The sequence below is a fragment of the Micromonospora sp. NPDC049257 genome, assembly GCF_040678915.1.
GTDB classification, from domain to species: Bacteria; Actinomycetota; Actinomycetes; order Mycobacteriales; family Micromonosporaceae; genus Micromonospora; species Micromonospora antibiotica.
This window is the reverse complement of record NZ_JBFAQU010000004.1, coordinates 86938-104169: the sequence shown is the minus strand read 5'-3', so window position 1 is coordinate 104169 and position 17232 is coordinate 86938. Positions and strand designations below refer to the sequence as shown.

Annotated in this window: 14 protein-coding genes; 11 read left to right on the top strand and 3 right to left on the bottom strand. The window is 72.5% G+C overall.

Annotation, left to right across the window (positions count from 1 at the left end; all coding sequences use genetic code 11):
• Positions 1 to 63: 63 nt before the first annotated feature.
• The 7 genes from AB0K25_RS08840 to AB0K25_RS08810 all read left to right on the top strand — a co-directional run bounded on the left by AB0K25_RS08840 (position 64) and on the right by AB0K25_RS08810 (position 8514).
• Positions 64 to 426, top strand: a complete 363-nt coding sequence (locus tag AB0K25_RS08840) for a hypothetical protein (protein WP_255597559.1) — start codon at positions 64 to 66, stop codon at positions 424 to 426.
• Positions 423 to 1133 carry a hypothetical protein gene (locus AB0K25_RS08835; RefSeq protein WP_357533722.1) on the top strand — a complete coding sequence of 237 codons (711 nt, stop codon included), beginning with the start codon at positions 423 to 425 and terminating at the stop codon, positions 1131 to 1133. The genes AB0K25_RS08840 and AB0K25_RS08835 overlap by 4 nt, the downstream gene beginning before the upstream one ends.
• Complete coding sequence (locus AB0K25_RS08830) at positions 1134 to 2330, top strand: hypothetical protein (protein ID WP_219461378.1); 1197 nt, start codon at positions 1134 to 1136, stop codon at positions 2328 to 2330.
• 66 nt (positions 2331 to 2396) lie between these two features.
• Complete coding sequence (locus tag AB0K25_RS08825) at positions 2397 to 3890, top strand: SCO6880 family protein (RefSeq protein WP_219461381.1); 1494 nt, start codon at positions 2397 to 2399, stop codon at positions 3888 to 3890.
• Positions 3887 to 5623, top strand: a complete 1737-nt coding sequence (locus AB0K25_RS08820; RefSeq protein WP_357533720.1) for an ATP/GTP-binding protein — start codon at positions 3887 to 3889, stop codon at positions 5621 to 5623. Before AB0K25_RS08825 ends, AB0K25_RS08820 begins: the two co-directional genes overlap by 4 nt.
• Before the next feature lie 5 nt (positions 5624 to 5628).
• Entirely contained in the window at positions 5629 to 7413 is a 1785-nt protein-coding gene (locus AB0K25_RS08815; RefSeq protein WP_357534028.1) for a TraM recognition domain-containing protein, read from the top strand.
• Between the two features lie 63 nt (positions 7414 to 7476).
• On the top strand, positions 7477 to 8514 hold the full coding sequence (locus tag AB0K25_RS08810) for a hypothetical protein (protein WP_357533718.1): 1038 nt from the start codon (positions 7477 to 7479) through the stop codon (positions 8512 to 8514).
• 193 nt (positions 8515 to 8707) lie between these two features.
• Here AB0K25_RS08810 and AB0K25_RS08805 read toward each other — a convergent pair whose 3' ends face one another.
• From AB0K25_RS08805 to AB0K25_RS08795, 3 genes are all read right to left on the bottom strand, one after another.
• The gene (locus tag AB0K25_RS08805) at positions 8708 to 9304 is read right to left on the bottom strand and encodes a polysaccharide deacetylase family protein (RefSeq protein WP_219461387.1); all 597 of its coding nucleotides are present in this window, start codon (positions 9302 to 9304) and stop codon (positions 8708 to 8710) included.
• Positions 9305 to 9312: 8 nt separating this feature from the next.
• On the bottom strand, positions 9313 to 10506 hold the full coding sequence (locus AB0K25_RS08800) for an endo-1,4-beta-xylanase (RefSeq protein WP_219461390.1): 1194 nt from the start codon (positions 10504 to 10506) through the stop codon (positions 9313 to 9315).
• A 306-nt stretch (positions 10507 to 10812) separates the two neighbouring features.
• The gene (locus AB0K25_RS08795) at positions 10813 to 12438 is read right to left on the bottom strand and encodes a glycoside hydrolase family 43 protein (protein WP_219461395.1); all 1626 of its coding nucleotides are present in this window, start codon (positions 12436 to 12438) and stop codon (positions 10813 to 10815) included.
• A gap of 244 nt (positions 12439 to 12682) precedes the next feature.
• On the opposite strand from AB0K25_RS08795, the gene AB0K25_RS08790 reads away from it, so the two are divergent.
• From AB0K25_RS08790 to AB0K25_RS08775, 4 genes are read left to right on the top strand one after another with little or no spacing between them, the layout of a single operon-like run.
• On the top strand, positions 12683 to 13975 hold the full coding sequence (locus AB0K25_RS08790) for an extracellular solute-binding protein (protein WP_208566191.1): 1293 nt from the start codon (positions 12683 to 12685) through the stop codon (positions 13973 to 13975).
• A 54-nt stretch (positions 13976 to 14029) separates the two neighbouring features.
• The gene (locus AB0K25_RS08785) at positions 14030 to 15028 is read left to right on the top strand and encodes a sugar ABC transporter permease (protein WP_219461401.1); all 999 of its coding nucleotides are present in this window, start codon (positions 14030 to 14032) and stop codon (positions 15026 to 15028) included.
• The gene (locus tag AB0K25_RS08780; RefSeq protein ID WP_208566189.1) at positions 15025 to 15864 is read left to right on the top strand and encodes a carbohydrate ABC transporter permease; all 840 of its coding nucleotides are present in this window, start codon (positions 15025 to 15027) and stop codon (positions 15862 to 15864) included. Before AB0K25_RS08785 ends, AB0K25_RS08780 begins: the two co-directional genes overlap by 4 nt.
• Positions 15865 to 15922: 58 nt before the next feature.
• Positions 15923 to 16945, top strand: a complete 1023-nt coding sequence (locus AB0K25_RS08775; protein ID WP_208566188.1) for a LacI family DNA-binding transcriptional regulator — start codon at positions 15923 to 15925, stop codon at positions 16943 to 16945.
• The last annotated feature ends 287 nt before the right edge of the window (positions 16946 to 17232 follow it).

The window sequence follows — 17232 nt, the reverse complement described above, 5'->3', positions numbered from 1 at the left end:
CCGTCACCGCCGGAGCGTCGTCGACGCCTCCGGTGCTGCCACCTGCCCGAAGGAGCTGTTCCGATGTCGTTCACGAGCCTGTCCCAGTACGCCGCCGCCTACCTGGTCGCCCGCTTCCCGATGGCCCTCGACCCGGAACCCGCCGGGGGTGGGGGGATCAACCCGACCCCCAACGCGCCGGGGCAGCTGACCACCCTGGTGAACAAGCTGCTGGGCCTGATCGCCTGGGCCGGCACCGCCGCCGGGGTGGCCGGGGTGCTGATCACCGGCACGATGATGGCGATCTCGGTGAAGCGGGGCGAGAGTTCCGAGCACATGTCCCGGCTCGGTCTGGTGCTCGGTGGCTGCATCCTGGTCGCCGTCGCGGGCCCGCTGGCGAACTTCTTCCTCGGCGGTGCCGGCACCACCGCAGGCCAGCCACAGTGACCGGCGGGCGCGGCCGGTCCCCGGCGGACCCGCCGTTCTGGACCGAGCGCGGCTGGATCCTCTCGGTGGCGTTCCTCGCCGGCATGGCGCTGCTGGCGGCGGGGGCCTGGATGTCCGGGGCGGCCCGGGAGACCCCGGCCGACCCGGTGGCCCGTAACGCCGCCGCGCAGGTGGCGCAGTGTCCGCCCCGGACGGTGGTCGCGGCGGGGCCGGCGGTGCCGCCGGACGACGTGGCGTGGCGGACCCTCGACGGTGGGGACCGGGTGCCGGTCTCCGCGACCCAGGGACCGTCGCGTACCGCCGACGGGGTGTTGGGCTGTTTCGCGCACACCCCGATCGGTGCGGTGCTGGCGGCACACGCCGTGCCCACACAACTGGCCGGGGCCACCTGGCGGACGGTGGCCGACCGGCAGGTGGTGCCGGGACCGGGCCGGGACGTGCTGGTGGCCCGGCTGGAGGCCGCCGCCGGGGTCGTCACCAGTCGTGGCGGGGGCAGCTACGCCGGCTTCGCCCTCGCCCGGTACGCGGCCGACACGGCCCGGGTGCAACTACTGGTCAAGACCGGTGCCGGCGGCTACGTGGCGACCCTGGTCGAGCTGCGTTGGGACGCCGGGGACTGGAAGGTGGCGCCGTCGCGGGCCGGGGTGGTGCACGCCTCGCTGGGCACGGTCACCGGCAGCGCCGGCTACACACTCTGGAGGAAGTAGATGGGCGGGTGTTCGCCTCCCAATCCCCTGGACATCATCACCGGCTTCTTCTCGTTCCTCGGTGACCCGATCGGCACCCTGGTCCGGATGATCGCCAACCTGATGCTGGCCGCCGCGATCTCCATCTTCGCCGAGTTGAGCGTCTCGGTGCCGACGCTGGGCACCACGACCGAGGGCGGCCCGGACGACGTGCCGAGCCTGATCAGCGACCAGATCGAGTGGGTCGTGACCTATCTCGCGATCGGGTCGGTGCTGTTCGCCGCCGCCCGGATGGCGATGGAACGCAAGGGCACCGCCGGGCGGACCGCGTTGCAGGGCTTCCTGCGGGTCATCCTGGTCGCCGGGGCCGGCTCGTGGGTGGTGGGCCGGGCGGCCAGCCTCTCCGACGGTTTCTCCGACCACCTGCTCAGGTCCGCGGCGATGGAAGTGATCATGGGGGTGCCCTGTGTGGACAACGGCTCCTCCATCGAGTCGTTCCTGCTGCTGGTGCTGGCCTTCCTGCTGCTGATCGCCGCCATCGTGCACGTGCTGATGCTCTACCTGCGGCTGGGCGTGATGACCATCATGCTCGGCACCCTGCCGCTGGCCGCCGCCGCGTCGATGACGAACTGGGGGGCCGGCTGGTGGCGCAAGCACATCGGCTGGACGATCGCCTGGCTGCTCTACAAGCCCTCCGTCGGTCTGATCATGTTCTCCGGGGCGGAGATGCTCGCCGTCGGCAGCCGTACCCAGAACTCCTCGCACATCCGCATCGCCGGCATCGGCGTCCTGCTGCTGTCGGCGGTCGCCCTGCCGGCGCTGCTCAAGATCGTGGTGCCGGCCACGGCGGCGCTGGGCACCGGTGACCCGACCGGGACCGCCGTCTCGGCCGCGGGCGGCATGGTCGCCTCCGGCGCGAAGCGGGTCGCGGGGTCCGCCCTGTCCTCGGGCGGCGGGGGTGGCGGCGCCCCGTCCGGGGCGCGCGGACCGCAGGGCCGTCGGGGCGACACCGGCGGGCAGGGCCCGGCTGGCAGCGAGGGACGCACCGGCCGTACCGGCGGCACCGGTGGCGGCAGCGCAGCCGCCGCGGGTTCCGCGGCCCGGCTGGCCGGACCGGTCGGGGTGGCGATCGACGGGGCGCAACGGGCGGCCCGGACCGGTCGGAACATGGCGGCCGGCACGGTGTCGGGCGCGGACGGCGACGCCGGCCACAACTGACAGCGCGGACCGCCGCCGACCGGACGACCCGGTCGGGCGGCGGTCCGGTGAGACGAGGGAGAGGCAATGACGACCGAAGCCGTCATCGAACCGACGTACGGCAACTGGCGTCGGCCCCGCCGGGCCGGGCTGGGCCCACTCGGCCTGGTCGGCACCGTCGGGGTGTTCGGCGGGCTGGTGCTGGTGCTGCTGGCCTCGCTGGCGTCGCTGCAGGCGGCGTTCGTGGTCGGCGTGCCGCTCGTGGTGGCCCTGCTGCCGATGGCCGTACGCACCCAGGACGGCCGTAACCTGTACCAGCTCCTGGCGTTGCGGATCGGCTGGTCGCGTCGGGTGTCCCGCCGGGAGCACCTGTACGTCTCGGGGCCGCTCTCGGCCCGACCGGGTGGCCGCTTCCCCCCGCCCGGCCTGCTCAGCGGGGTGCTCGCCCGGGAAGGCCGGGACGCCTACGACCGACCGTTCGGGGTGCTGCACCACAAGAGCCGCAACCTCTACACGATCGTGCTGCGGTGTGAGCCCGACGGCGGTTCGCTGGTCGACCCGGAGCAGGTCGACACGTGGGTGTCGCTGTGGGGCGAGTGGCTGTCCCGGCTCGCCCACGAACCGGGGCTGCGTGGGGCGTCGGTGGTGGTGGAGACCGCCCCGGACCCGGGGACCCGGCTCGCGGCGGAGGTGCTGCCCCGGCTGGACGCCGCCGCCCCCGCCGCCGCCCGTGCGGTGCTGGAGGAGGTGGTCGAGGACTACCCGTCGGCGTCGTCGGAGATGAACTCGTACATCACCCTCACCTACGCCCCGGTGGGTGGGCCACGGCGGGACCCGGAGGACGTGGTCACCGACCTGGCCATCCGGGTGCCGAGCCTGCTGACCGGGCTGATCGGTGCCGGTGGGGGTGTCGCCGAGCCGCTGACCGCCGAGCAGATCGCCGAGGTGGTCCGGGTGGCGTACGACCCGGCCTGCGCCGCCGAGGTGCTCAGCGTCCGGGCCGAGCACGGGCGGACCGGCCTGGAGTGGGCCGACTGCGGGCCGGTCGCCGCGGTCGAGTCGGTGGACGCCTACCAGCACGACTCCGGGGTGTCCCGGACCTGGCTGCTCACCCTGGCCCCCCGGGGCACGGTGCGCTCCAGTGTGCTGCGCACCATGCTCGACGCCTCCGCCGGGACCCGCCGCAAGCGGGTGGCGTTGCTCTACCGGCCGATCGACCCGGCGACCTCGGCCCGGATCGTCGAGGCGGATCGGCGGACCGCGCAGTTCATGGCCACCTCCGGGCGGGGCATGGTGCAGGCGCGGGCCGCCGCCGAGGTACGCGCCGCCGAGCAGGCCGCCGCCGAGGAGGCCACCGGGGCGGGGTTGGTGGAGTTCTCGCTGATGCTGACCGTCACGGTCGACGACCGCTCCCAGCTCGACGACGCGTCGGTGCTGGTGCGCAACATGACCGGGGCCACCCGGATCGCGATGCGGCCGGCCCACCGGATGCAGGCGGCGGCGTTCACCTGCACCCTGCCGACCGGAATCCTTCCGTGGGAGCAGACCGTGCTGCCACACGAACTTCAGGAGGCGATGTGACCGGCGCACCGGCACTGCGCGCGGGTGGGCTCGGGGCGGGTTGGCCGGTCGGGACCTCGGGGGCGCGGACCGCGCTGGCCGGGGTGGTCGGCGACCCGGACGACGAGGCCCCCGTTGCGCCGAAGAAGACCCGACCGGCCCGGCCCCGCCGTGAGCTGCCCCCCTCGGCCCGGGGCTGGGAGGGGCCCGGCGGTGGCCGGGTCGGCTACCTGGACGCGCCCACCATGTGGCGGGCCACCACCGTGCAGGCGTGCGGGCTGTGGCCGTTCTCGGCCGGCTCGGGGGCGCCGATGTCCGGGGTGCCGCTCGGTCAGCACCTGTTCACCGGCGCCACGGTCTGCGGTGATCCGATCTCCTGGTTCACCCGGGCCCGCTACATCTCCAATCCGTCGCTGTTCATGCTGGGCATGCCCGGCCTGGGCAAGTCGACCCTGATCAACCGGATGGCGGTGGGCCTGGCCGCGACCGGGGTGGTGCCGCTGGTGCTCGGCGACCTCAAGCCGGACTACGCCGACACGGTCCGCGCCCTCGGCGGTCAGGTGATCCCGATCGGGCGTGGCGTCGGCGGGATCAACGTGCTGGACCCGGGGGCGATGGGGTTGGCCGCCGAACGCATCGGCGGCCGGGCCGGCCGGGCGCTGGCCGCCGAGACGCACGGTCGGGTGCTGAACATGGTGGCGGCGCTGCTGACCATCGTGCGCGGCCGGGCGCTGGACGACCACGAGCAGTCGGTGCTCTCCGCCTGTCTGCGGCACCTGCGGGAACGCACCCCGCAGGGCCGGGCCCCGCTCCTGCCGGACCTGCTGCGGGTGTTGGAGGAGGGGCCCGACCGGGTCCGGGCGGTGACCCTGGACCGGGGGCAGGAGAGCCGCTACCGGGACGCGGTGGACCCGCTGCACCGGTCGTTGCTGGGCATCCTCGACGGTGCGTTGGGTGACACCTTCGGCTCGTCCACCTCCACCCGGATCGACCCGGACGCCCCCGCCGTGTGCATCGACATCTCCCGGATCGGGGAGTCCGACACCCAGCTCACCGCGGCGGCGATGCTGGCGGCCTGGTCCGAGGGCCTGGGCACGGTCGCCGCGTCGCACGCGATGGCCGACGCCGGGCTGGCCCCGCGCCGCTGGTTCTTCACCATCCTCGACGAGTTGTGGCGGCCGCTGCGGGCGGCGTCCGGCATCGTCGACCGGATCGACGCGCTGACCCGGCTCAACCGGTCGCTCGGCCTCGGCGATGCCAAGATCACCCACACCCTCAAGGACGCCGAGGCGTTGGGCTCCGACGCCGACCGGGCCAAGGCGCGCGGCTTCGTGGAACGGGCCGGGATCGTGGCCTGCGCCGGGCTGCCGGCGGCGGAGATGACCGACCTGGGTCGGGTGATCGGCCTGTCCAAACGGGAGATCGAGCTGGTCTCCTCCTGGTCGTCGCCGCCGGGCTGGGCGAGCACCGGCAGCAACGAGGAGCCACCGGGGCGGGGCCGGTTCCTGATCAAGGTGGGTGGCCGACCCGGCATCCCGATCCGGGTCTCCATCACCGACACCGAGCGCCGGCTGCACGACACCAACCAGCGCTGGGTGCAGAACGGGTACGCCGCCCAGCAGGCCGCCGAGCGGGCGGCGGCCCGGCAGGCGGCCTTCGAGGTCGAGGCGGAACTGGGCAACCTGGCCACCCGGCCGGAGCTGGCCCACCTCGCCGACCAGGTCGCCGCCGGTGAGCGGGGGTGGCACGCGTGAGCCGGATGTCGTCGGGCTCGCCCCGGGGCGCGGACCTGTTCTTCTGGGCGTTCTGCCTGGTGGTCCTCGCCAACGCGGCACTGTTCACGGTCGCCTGGCTGGGCGGCACCCTGGGTGCCGGGGTGACCGGACACGGCTGGCAGACGCCGCCGTTCACGCTCGGCGCGTACTTCATGGTGATCTCCGGTGCGGCCGGCGCGCTCTGGCCCGGGGCGTCACCGTACGCGCTCTACTCCGGGATGCTCGTGGTGGCGCTGCTGGTGGTGGTGCCGGCGGTGCTAGTCGGTCGCCGGCTGCTCGACCTGCGCGGGCGCGGCGTCGGGCTGGCCCGGGTGCGTGACCTGGCCCCGCTGACGCCCGCCGGGATCGCGGCCCGGGCCCGGGAGCTGCGTCCCTCGCTGGCCGGGGTACGGCAACTCGCCCCGGACGACACCGGCAACCTGCTCGGTGACCTGTCACCCAACGGCCCGGAGCTGCGCTCCTCCTTCGAGGACGTGGAGCTGGACCTGATGGCCCCCCGGGCCGGCAAGTCCACCGGCATCGCGGTGCCCCGGGTGCTGCGGGCCCGGGGCGCGGTGCTGCTCACCTCCAACAAGTCCGACGTGTACGCGGTGACCCGGGCCGAGCGGGAACGTGTCGGTACGGTGTGGACCTTCGACCCGCAGGGCATCGCGCACGTTCCCCGCCAGATGTGGTGGGACATCCTCGCCGACTGCGTCACCATCGAGGGGGCCCGCCGGTTGGCCGGTCACTTCGTGGCGTCGGTCAACGACGACACCGCCAAGAAGGATTTCTGGATCTCGGCGGCGCAGAACACCCTGACCGCGCTCTTCCTGGCCGCCGCCCGGGGCCGGGCCCCCGTCGCCGAACTGCTCGGCTGGCTGGCCGACCCGGCCGACCGTACCCCGATCGACCTGCTCCGCGACGCGGGTATGGCGGCGATGGCCGAGCAGTTGCAGGGCACCGTACGCGGGGCGGTGGAGACCCGCGACGGCATCTACGAGACGGCCCGGCAGTGCGTGGCGTGCCTGCTCGACCCGGAGATCCTCGCCTGGGTCTCCCCGGACCCGTACCTGCCGCAGTTCCGCCCGGACCGGCACGTGCTCGGCCGGGACACCCTCTTCCTGCTGTCCAAGGACGGCGGCGGTTCCGCCGCCGGGGTGATCGCCGGCCTGGCCGACGCGACCCTGCGGGCGGGGGTGGTCGCCGCCGAACGGATGGGTGGCCGGCTCGACCCGCCGATGACGGCGGTGCTGGACGAGGCGGCGAACGTGTGCCGGATCTCCGACCTGCCGGACCTCTACTCGCACCTGGGATCGCGGGGGATCAACGTGGTCACCCTGTTGCAGAGCTACCGGCAGGGGTCCCGGGTCTGGGGTGAGGCCGGGATGGACGCGCTGTGGGGCGCCGCCACCATCAAGCTGCTCGGCGCGGGCCTCGACGACGCCGACTTCGTGGAGAAGGTCTCCAAGCTGGTCGGTCAGCACGACGTCAGCACGGTGAGCGTCTCCCGCAGCCGGGACGGTTCGTCGCGGTCCACCTCGTACCGGCAGGAACACGTGCTGCCGCCGGACCGGATCCGGGCCCTGCCGAAGGGGACCGCGCTGCTGCTCGCCACCGGCATCCGGCCGGCGGTGATCACGTTGCGGCCCTGGTACAAGGAGCCGGACGCGGGGCGGATCTCGGCGCAGGCCCGGCAGGAGGTCGCGGCGATCACCGAGCGGGCCGCCGGCAAGGCCACCGCGACGCCGTGGCAGGCGAACTGGCGAGAAACCCCGACCGCCGGCTGAACCGGGACGCCGGGCCGGTCGTAATGAGCGTGTCAACCGCTGGTCGAGCATCAAGGAGCCCAGGTGTCCTCACCCCATCAGCCACCACCGGGCGGGAGCGGAAGTCCCACCGGCAGCGAGAACTACAGCGTCCACTACCCGCCCACCCCGACCGAGTCCGAGCCGCAGGTCGTCTACTCGCCGAGCGTCTACAGCCAGGTCAGCTACGCCCCGGGCACGTACACGCCCAGCAACTACAGCCAGGTCAGTTACACCCCGGGCGCCTACACGCCGAGCAACTACAGCCAGGGCGCCCCGAGCACCTCGTCGGTGCAGTCGGGCTACGGCCAGTACACCGCCGACGACTACCGGGCCGAGGTGGGCCAGCCGTACAGTTCGTCGACCTCCTCGGGCCGCAGCAGCCCCGGCCCGGGGGACTCGATCAGCGTCGAGTGGGGCGCGGGGGAGACCAGCGAGCACCGGCTGGGTCAGAACCGGGTGGAGACCTGGGCGCAGCGGGCCGGCCGGTGGGTCGTGGAGAACGACGAGCGGATCGTCAACTTCGTGTCGTTGGTCGCGTCGCCCGGGGTGCAGGGCAGCGCCGGCCTGCGCGGCAACGCGGTGGCCAACAGCGTGGGCCTGGCCCTGGCCGCCGGCCCCGGCATGTACGTGGTGGGCAAGGAGGTGGTCAACTCGTTGCGCAACGGCCGGCAGGGTGACATGGTGCGGGCCGCCTACGGCGCGGTGGCCGCCGCGGGCGCGCTCACCTGGGGCGTCGGTTACGCGCCGGGTCAGGACACCACGGCCGGCAACGCCGGGGCGATCGTGCACGGCGCGGGCTCCGCGTTCATGGTCACCCGGGGCCCCCGGGAACAGCCGGGGCGTCCCCGGCAGGACACGGAGGCCCGGGGGGACGTCGCCGACACCGCGAGTTCGCACCGCAGGGGCGGGGCCACCTCGCGTAACCACACCTCCCGTACCCACACCTCGCGGACCAGCGGCCGCGACAGCGGCTCGTCGCACGAGCCGGTGAGCCGGCGCAACGGGTCCGACCGCACCCGTGACCAGCACCGGCGCGGCGGCGGTGGCAACAGCGGTGGTGGCGGGGGTGTCGTCCGGTAGGTCACGCCTGCCGTGACCGTCCAGGTCGGGGTGCCGCCGCGTCCAGGGACGTGGACCGGCGGCACCCCGACGGCGTGGTGGGTGGGCGGGTACACCCCGACCCCTCCACCCACCACCCGCACCGGCCGTAACCGGTCGGCCGGTACGTTTCGCCTGCTGCCGGCCCGATCCGCCGGGGCGGGCCGGCAGCGGATCAGTCGGCCGGCAGGGTGAACCGCCAGCGTCGTGCGCGCAGCACGGGCGCGACCCGGTCGACGGCGGCGACGCTCTGGCTGCGGTCCCCACCGCCGTCGTGCAGCAGCACCACCGCGCCGGGGGTGACCCCGTCGAGGAGTCGGCGGACGAGCTCGTCGGTGCCCGGCGGTTCCCAGTCACCGACGGCCAGCCGCCAGCCGAGCGGTCGCATGCCCAACGCGGCGGCGACGCCGGGACTCGCCCCCCAGGCCCCGTAGGGCGCACGGAAGTAGCGGATCCGGGCATCCGGTACGGCCCGCCGGATGGCCTCGTTGGTCTCCCGCAGATCCGCCTCGATCCGGCCGGGCGACCAGGTGGTCATGTCGTCGTGGTGCATGCTGTGGTTTCCCAGCCGGTGACCGTCGGCCACGATCCTGCGGACCACCTCGGGGTGGGCCTCGACCTGCCCACCGCAGAGGAGGAACACGGCCGTGATCCGGTGCCGCCGCAGGACGCCGAGCAGGCGCAGCGTGTCGGTGGGGTTCGGGCCGTCGTCGAAGCTGAGGCTGACCGTCCGTCCGCCGCCCCGGGCCGTGTCGAGGATGTCGGCGCCCACCGGCCGGCCTACCGGCGCGGCTTCGGCGTGGCCCGCATCCGCACGTACGGTGGGCCGGCGTAGATCAGGTCGGCCTTCATCACCTGGTACGCCCGCTTGGGCTGGTAGTTCTCGTCGTAGATGGTGGCCAGGCCCTGCGGCGGGTCGTCGAAGGTGCCGGGAACCCAGGAGTGCCGGTCGGTGAACCCCCAGACGGTGAACGACAGGCAACGCGGCTCGGCCAGGCAGGCCTGCAACAGCACGTGGAAGTTCGCGGCGGACGCCTGGAGCCGTGGGTTGATCTCCTCGGAGTCGCCGGCCTGCACCCCGTCGGTCAACCGGCTGCGCACGTCGACCTCGGTGAACGCGGTGGACAGCCCCAACCCGGCGAAGCGGTGCAGCGCGTCGGCGACCTGAAGGGTGTCGTAGTTGCCGTACTGGGTGCCCAGGTGACCCTGGCTGCCGACCCCGTCGATCGGCACGCCCCGGGCCAGCAGGCCCTTGACCATGTCGTACACGAACTGGGTCTTGTCGTTGGTCGGGTCGCCGGAGCCGAACGCCTCGATGTTGTAGTCGTTGTAGAACAGCAGGGCGGTCGGGTCGGCGGCGCGGGCCCAGCGGAACGCGTCGGCCACGTAACCCGGGCCGAGGTGCTCGGCCCAGAAACCCTTGTAGTGCAGGGTGGACGGGGTGTCCCAGGGGTCGCTGACGGCCTCGTTGACCACGTCCCACTGCCAGATCTTGCCCCGGTAGCGGCTGGCGACGGTGGTGATGTGCCGGCGCAGGATCGACCGCAACTCGGTGGTGTCGATGGAGCCGTCGGCGACCCCGTCGGTGAGCCACTTGGGCAGTTGGCTGTGCCAGACCAGCACGTGGCCCCGGACCTTCTGGCCGTTGCGTCGGGCGGTGGCGACGAGTTCGTCGGCCGCCGACCAGTCGTAGTTGCCCCGGGTCGGCTCCAGGGACTCCCACTTCATCACGTTCTCGGCGGTGACCGTGGAGAACTCGTCGCGCACGATCTCCCGGTAGCGGGGCTCGGCGGGGTCGTCGAGGGCCGCCATGTCGACTGCGGTGCCGACGTACAGGCCGTGGCGCTGGCCCAGGGCGCGCAGGCTCTGCGCGGTCGGGTCGTACGGCCGCTGTGCGGTGGCCGGTACGGCGTTCAACACGCCGGCGGTCGCGACGGCGACCAACCCGGCAGCCATCCACCGTCTGAGTATCATCTGCGGTCCTTTCCCGAGGCGCGTCGACGGGTCGACGGCGGCGAGGGCGGGGGAGGGGCGCGGCACCGCCACGGCGGGACGTGTGGCGGGCCGCACCGGAGCCAACCGATAGTTGTGCATCGATTTCCGGAAGCCGACTGGAACGTTACGAGCGCGAGCCCACCGGGTCAACCATCGAAACTTCCGGAACTCCTGGTCAGGCCGTCGACCGGTCGTCGCAACAGTTTCGAGATCCGGCCCCCCGGTATCCCGGGCACGGCCACGACCGGCCCCACCCGGAGCCGGTCGTGACGGGTGTGGGAGCGGTCAGTGCTCCCGGTAGGTGGCCCGGTCGAAGTCGGCGTGGCCGCCGTCGCCACCGAGGTCCTGGACCCAGAGACCCAGGAACGCCCCGGTGAACCCCCAGGCTGCCGGCTCGCCGTCGATGATCAGGGCGGCGTGCTCGTCGGACAGGATGGTCGCGTCCAGGTCGATCGGTAGCTGCTGCCAGCCCGCGCCCAGGTCGTAGCCGAAGCGCACCACCGGGCCGTCGAACTCCGCCCGCAGACCCACCCGGGTGGCCCCGTCGGTGTCGACGGTCAGCTCCGGATAGGCGGTACGCCGGCCGTTGTCCGAGCTGAGCAGCTCCAGCACCGTCCGACCGTCGTCGGCCCGGGTCAGGTAGAGGTGGTGCCAGTTGAGGGTGTTGTAGTAGGCGGTGATGCCGGCCAGCTGACGGTGGTCGACCGGGTCGAACTCGACCACCGTGTCGAGGGTGCACCGGGTCGCGCCGACCCGCCGGGCCACCAGACTGGGGGCCTGCCGGCCCACCGGGGACTGCCCACCGTGCACCCGCAGGTGCGACGGGCGCGACCGCAGGTCGATCCAGTCCGGGGTGGCCGGCCGGCGCAACGTCGACCACGCCGGGCCCAGCTCGGCGGCGTCGAAGTCGTCGGTGGCGGGCTCCGCCGGCCACGGGTGCGCCGGCAGGTCCGGCGCGGCGACCTCGTCCGCCGGCACGCCGCCGGGGATCCGCGGCCAACCGTCGGTGGGCCACTCGACGCGCTGGATGGCCGTCTCCCGGCCCAGCACGCAGCTGCCCAGCGGAGAGTAGGGACGGCCGACGAGGTGGGCCAGGTACCACCCGCCGTCCGGGGTGCGCACCAGGCTGCCGTGGCCGGCCTTCTGCAACCGCAGCTCGGGCCGGCCGACGGAGGTGAGCAGCGGACCGTCCGGGTCCACCTCGTACGGTCCGAACAGCTCCCGGGACCGGGCCACCGTGACCTGGTGCTCCCAGCTGGTGCCGCCCTCCGCGGTGATCAGCCAGTACCAGCCGTCGTGGCGGTAGAGGTGCGGGCCCTCGGTGACCCCGACCGGGGTGCCGGTGAACAGGATGCGGGGCCGGCCGACGAGGCGGCGTGCGGCCCGGTCGTACTGCTGGATCTCGATGCCGGCGAAGCGGTCCCGGCCGGGCCGCCAGTCGGCGCTCATGGCGAGCAGCCAGCTGGTGCCGTCGTCGTCGTGGAACAGGGCGGCGTCGAAGCCACGCCCGTGCAGCTTCACCGGGTCGGACCAGGGTCCGGTGATCTCGGGCGCGGTGACCAGGAAGTTCTGCGGGTCCCAGTAGCCGCTGGCGAAGCTGGCCACGTCGCTGTAGACGAGGTGGAACAGGCCGTCGTGGTAGGTCAGGTCGGGCGCCCAGATCCCGTTGGAGTCACCGCAACCGCGCAGGTCGAGCAGGCGGCGGTCGGTGACGACCCCGCCCAGCGCCCGCCAGTGCACGAGGTCGCGGGAGTGGTGCAGCCGGACCCCGGGGTACCACTCGAAGGTCGAGGTGGCCAGGTAGTAGTCGTCGCCGACGCGCAGGATCGACGGATCCGGGTGGAACCCGGCGAGGACGGGGTTGCGGATCGACCGGGCAGCGGTCGCCACTTCAGCGGTGTCGGTCGACACGGGCACTCCTCGGGCAGCTCTCGAAACTTTCGGAATCATGGCCATGGTCGGTGAGGCCCTGCACACGCTAGCCGTTTTCGCCGCGATAGGACAGAGGTCTTGACCCGCGCGGAAACAGCTCGTAGCGTGCCCGCCATCGATCGGTAATACCGGCGACGCTCTGAAAGTTCCGGAGATACACGTTTCGAAATCGCCGGCTCGACCGGCACCCGAGCACCTCGTGAGTCCCCCGAAGGGATGGATCATGACCGCCCACCTCTCCCGCAGATCGCTGCTCGGCCTCGTCGGCGCCGGTGCCGGCGCGTACCTGCTCAGCGGCTGCAGCGACGACGCCTCCGACGACCCGGACGCCCCGCAGACGATCAACTGGTGGCACATCCAGAACACCGAGCCGATGCTGCCGGTCTGGGCGGCGGTGGCCCAGGAGTACCAGAGCGCGCACAGCAACGTGAAGATCGAGATCCAGCCGCTGGAGAACGAGGCGTTCAAGGCCAAGCTGACCACCGCCACCCAGGCCGGCTCCCCGCCCGACCTGTTCCAGTCCTGGGGCGGCGGGGTGCTCAAGCAGCAGGTCGACGCGGGTCTGGTCAAGGACCTCACCGAGACCATCGCCCCGTGGAAGGACGGCCTGCTGCCGCTGTCCCTGGAGCCGTACACCGTGGACGGCAAGATCTACGGGGTGCCGTTCGACATCGGGATGGTCGGCTTCTGGTACAACAAGGACCTCTTCGCCCAGGCGCAGATCACCGCGCCGCCGGCCACCTGGGCCGAGCTGCTCGACGTGGTCCGCAAGCTCAAGGCCGCCGGGATCACCCCGGTCGCGCTGGCCGGCAAGGACAAGTGGCCCGCCCACTTCTACTGGGCCTACCTGTCCATGCGCATCGGCGGGCTCGGTGCCCTCCAGCAGGCCGCCAAGGACAAGAACTTCGAGACCCCCGACTTCGTGGCCGCCGGTGAGCGGCTCAAGGAACTGGTCGACCTCCAGCCGTTCCAGAAGGGCTTCCTGGGCGCGGAGTACGGCTCCCCGGACGGCCAGGCCGCCACGATGGGCAACGGCCGTGCCGCGCTGGAGCTGATGGGGCAGTGGGCCCCGTCGGTGCAGGCGTCCAGCTCCACCAGCAAGAAGGGGCTCGGCGACAAGCTCGGCTTCTTCCCGTTCCCGGCCGTCGACGGCGGCAAGGGCACGGCCACCGAGGTGTTCGGCGGCGGCAACGGCTTCGCCGTCGGCAAGGACGCCCCGCCGGCCACCCTGGACTTCCTCAAGACCCTGCTCAGCGTCGACGTGCAGCGTCGCAGCACCAAGACCGGCGCGGTGCTGCCGACGGTCAAGGAAGCCACCGACGCCGTCGCCGACCCGAACAACAAGGTCGTCGCGCAGACGCTGGCCGCCGCCACCGGCTTCCAGCTCTACCTCGACCAGGCCTACCCGCCCGCCGTCGGCCAGCAGGTCAACGACAGCGTCGCCGCGCTGGTCGCCGGCAGCAAGTCGCCGGCGCAGATCCTCAAGGACATCACCCAGGTGGCGAAGACCCAGTAGTACCGTCCCACCCCATCGATCACCAGCCGCCGGCGAGAACTGAGTGGAGCAGGCATGACCACGCCATCGATCCTGTCGAATGCGGGACCCGGCGGCCGAGTGACCGAACCGTCGGGGCCGGGGCCGGGCGGCGTACGCCGTACCGGCCGCCGGCCCCGGCCGGGCCGTCGCCGGGCCCTCGCCGTCTTCCTGGCCCCGTCCCTGGTGCTGTTCCTGCTGCTGGTGCTGGCCCCCATCGTGGTGGCCGGCTACGCCAGCCTCTACAAGTGGAACGGCTTCGGTCTGCCCGAGAACTTCATCGGGCTGGACAACTACACCCGGGCCTTCGGCGACCCGGTGTTCCGGGGCGACCTGTGGCACGGGCTCGTGCTGATCGTGCTCTCCCTGGCGGTCCAGCTGCCGGTCGCGATGGGCCTGGCGATGCTGCTCAACCAGCCGCTACGGGGGCGCGCGATCTACCGGGTGATCTTCTTCGCCCCGTACGTGCTGTCCGAGGTCACCACCGCGGTGCTGTTCAACCTGGTGTTCTCACCCAACCGGGGGTTCGGTGACGCCATCTCCCGGTTCCTGGGGGCCGACGCCGGGGCCGTCTTCGCCGACCCGGACACCGTCCTGTACGCCGTCTTCCTGGTGGTCTCCTGGAAGTACTTCGGCCTCTACATGATCCTCTTCCTGGCGGCCCGGCAGAACATCCCCAAGGAGCTCAACGAGGCGGCGGTCACCGACGGGGCCAACGCGTGGCAGGCGTTCCGGCTCGTCACCCTGCCGCTGCTCGGCCCGACCATCCGGATCAGCGTGTTCCTGTCGGTCATCGGCACCATCCAGCTCTTCGACATGGTCTGGGTGCTCACCGGCGGTGGGCCGATCCACGCCTCGGAGACCATGGCCGTGACGATGTTCCAGTTCGGCTTCCGCCGCTTCGAGGTCGGCTACGCCAGCGCGATCAGCATCATCATGTTCCTGCTGAGCCTCGTCTTCGCCCTCATCTACCAGCGCGTCGTCCTGCGTCGGGACACCGAGGGCGCCCTCACCGTCCAAGGAGACCAGCGATGACCACCTCGGCGAACCCGGCCCAGCGGGGCCGCCGCCTCCTGTTGCACCTCGTCTGCATCGCCGTCGGCGCGCTCATCGTCGTGCCGGTCTGGTTCGGGGTGATCGGTGGGTTCAAGGACAACGGGCAGCTCTCCACCAACCCGCTCGGCCTGCCCGACCCGTGGGTGCCGGGCAACTACGTCGAGATCTTCACCGCCGGGGTGTTCTGGCGCAACGTGGGCAACAGCGTCCTGATCGCCGTGGCCAGCACGTTCGTCGTGGTCGCGGCGGCGGCGATGGCCGCGTACGTCTTCGCGCGGTTCGCCTTCCGGGGGCGGGAGTTCCTGGTCACCATCTTCGCGATCGGGCTGATGTTCCCCTTCGCGGTGGCGATCCTGCCGCTGTTCATCCTGCTGCGCGGGATGGGGCTGTTGGACAACCCGCTCGGGGTGATCCTGCCCCAGGCCGCCTTCGGCCTGCCGATCACCATCATCATCCTGCGGCAGTTCTTCCGGAGCATTCCCGGTGAGGTCGAGGAGGCGGCGACCCTCGACGGCTGCGGTCCCTTCGGGTTCTTCTGGCGGGTGCTGCTGCCGATGGCCCGGCCCGCCCTGGCCACGGTCTCGGTGCTGGCGCTGGTGAGCAGTTGGAACAACTTCATGCTGCCGCTGGTGGTGTTCACCGACCAGAGTTGGTGGACGCTTCCCCTCGGGGTCCAGGCGTTCCAGGGGCAGTACTCCGACGACACCGCCAAGGTGCTCGCGTACGTCGTGTTGTCGATGATCCCGGCGCTGGGCTTCTATGCCATCGCCGAACGTCAGCTCATCGGTGGGCTCTCCGGCAGCGTCAAGGGGTGACCCCGACCTGCTGCGATAGCCTTCTGCGACCGTAGTTCCCCCGACCGAAAGGGTGACCGTGGGCTCCGAGAACGGCAGGAACGTCACCATCGCGATGATCGCGCGGTTGGCGGGCGTCTCGGTGCCCACGGTCTCCCGGGTGATCAACGGCCGGTCCGACGTCGCCCCGCAGACCCGGGAACGGGTGGAGGAGTTGCTCACCCGGCACGGCTACCGCCCCCGCTCGGCGGCCCGCCGTACCCAGTCCGCCCTGATCGACCTGGTCTTCAACGACCTGGACAGCCCCTGGGCCGTGGAGATCATCCGGGGCGTGGAGGACGTCGCGCAGGCCAGCGGCGCCGGGACCGTCGTGTCGGCGATCCACCGGCGGACCTCGTCGGCCAAGCAGTGGCTGGACAACATGCGCACCCGCTCCACCGAGGGGGTCATTTTCGTGACCTCGATGGTGGAGCCGCCGTTGCAGGCGGAGCTGCGCCGGCTGCGGCTGCCGGTGGTCATCGTCGACCCGGCCGGCGTCGCCCCCCAGGAGGCCCCGACGATCGGGGCGACCAACTGGGCGGGCAGCCTGCGCGCCAACCAGTACCTGCTCGGCCTGGGTCACCGGCGGATCGGCTTCATCGCCGGCCCGCCGCAGCTGATGTGCAGCCGGGCCCGGATGGACGGCTACCGGGCCGCGCTCGACGCCGCCGGTCTCGCCGTCGACGACCGGCTGGTCCGGCCGGGTAACTTCTACCACGAGTCCGGTTACACCGCCGGCATGCACCTGCTGGGCCTGCCCGAACCGCCCACCGCGATCTTCGCCTCCAGCGACCAGATGGCCCTCGGGGTCTACGAGGCGGTCCGCAAGCGTGGCCTACGGGTGCCGGACGACGTCAGCGTGGTCGGCTTCGACGACCTGCCGGAGGTCCGCTGGTGCTCGCCGCCGCTGACCACGATCCGGCAGCCGCTGGCCGAGATGGGCATGCTGGCCGCCCGGACCGTGCTGCGGCTGGCCCGGGGCGAGACGATCGAGAGCCCCCGGGTGGAGCTCGCCACCGATCTGGTCGTGCGGGACAGCGCCGCCGCGCCGCGTATCCGCTGATCCGGGCCGGGTCGGCGGTCGGCCGATCGACGCCGGAGGGTGGTCCGTAGCGGCCGGTCGGCCGGTCCGGGCGGCCCGATCGGACAGCATTGCATCGACAGTCATCGAATGCCAGACTGTTCTGGCGTCGTCACGCTCGGGAGCCAGCGTGACCACTCGTGCGCCGATTCGTCGGACACGCGAGGTGGCCGCGCCACCCCGCGCCGGGCAGTCCGCGACGGTGACCACCGGTCGGTCCTCCGCGCCCGTCGACCGGGCCGTCCGGCATCCGCCCGGCCATGACAGCC

Bases quoted from the DNA above. Each gene is read 5' to 3' on its own strand.
- AB0K25_RS08840 (WP_255597559.1), top strand. From the start codon at position 64: ATGTCGTTCACGAGCCTGTCCCAGTACGCCGCCGCCTACCTGGTCGCC.
- AB0K25_RS08830 (WP_219461378.1), top strand. From the start codon at position 1,134: ATGGGCGGGTGTTCGCCTCCCAATCCCCTGGACATCATCACCGGCTTC.
- AB0K25_RS08825 (WP_219461381.1), top strand. From the start codon at position 2,397: ATGACGACCGAAGCCGTCATCGAACCGACGTACGGCAACTGGCGTCGG.
- AB0K25_RS08815 (WP_357534028.1), top strand. From the start codon at position 5,629: ATGTCGTCGGGCTCGCCCCGGGGCGCGGACCTGTTCTTCTGGGCGTTC.
- AB0K25_RS08800 (WP_219461390.1), bottom strand. From the start codon at position 10,506: ATGATACTCAGACGGTGGATGGCTGCCGGGTTGGTCGCCGTCGCGACC.
- AB0K25_RS08790 (WP_208566191.1), top strand. From the start codon at position 12,683: ATGACCGCCCACCTCTCCCGCAGATCGCTGCTCGGCCTCGTCGGCGCC.
- AB0K25_RS08785 (WP_219461401.1), top strand. From the start codon at position 14,030: ATGACCACGCCATCGATCCTGTCGAATGCGGGACCCGGCGGCCGAGTG.
- AB0K25_RS08780 (WP_208566189.1), top strand. From the start codon at position 15,025: ATGACCACCTCGGCGAACCCGGCCCAGCGGGGCCGCCGCCTCCTGTTG.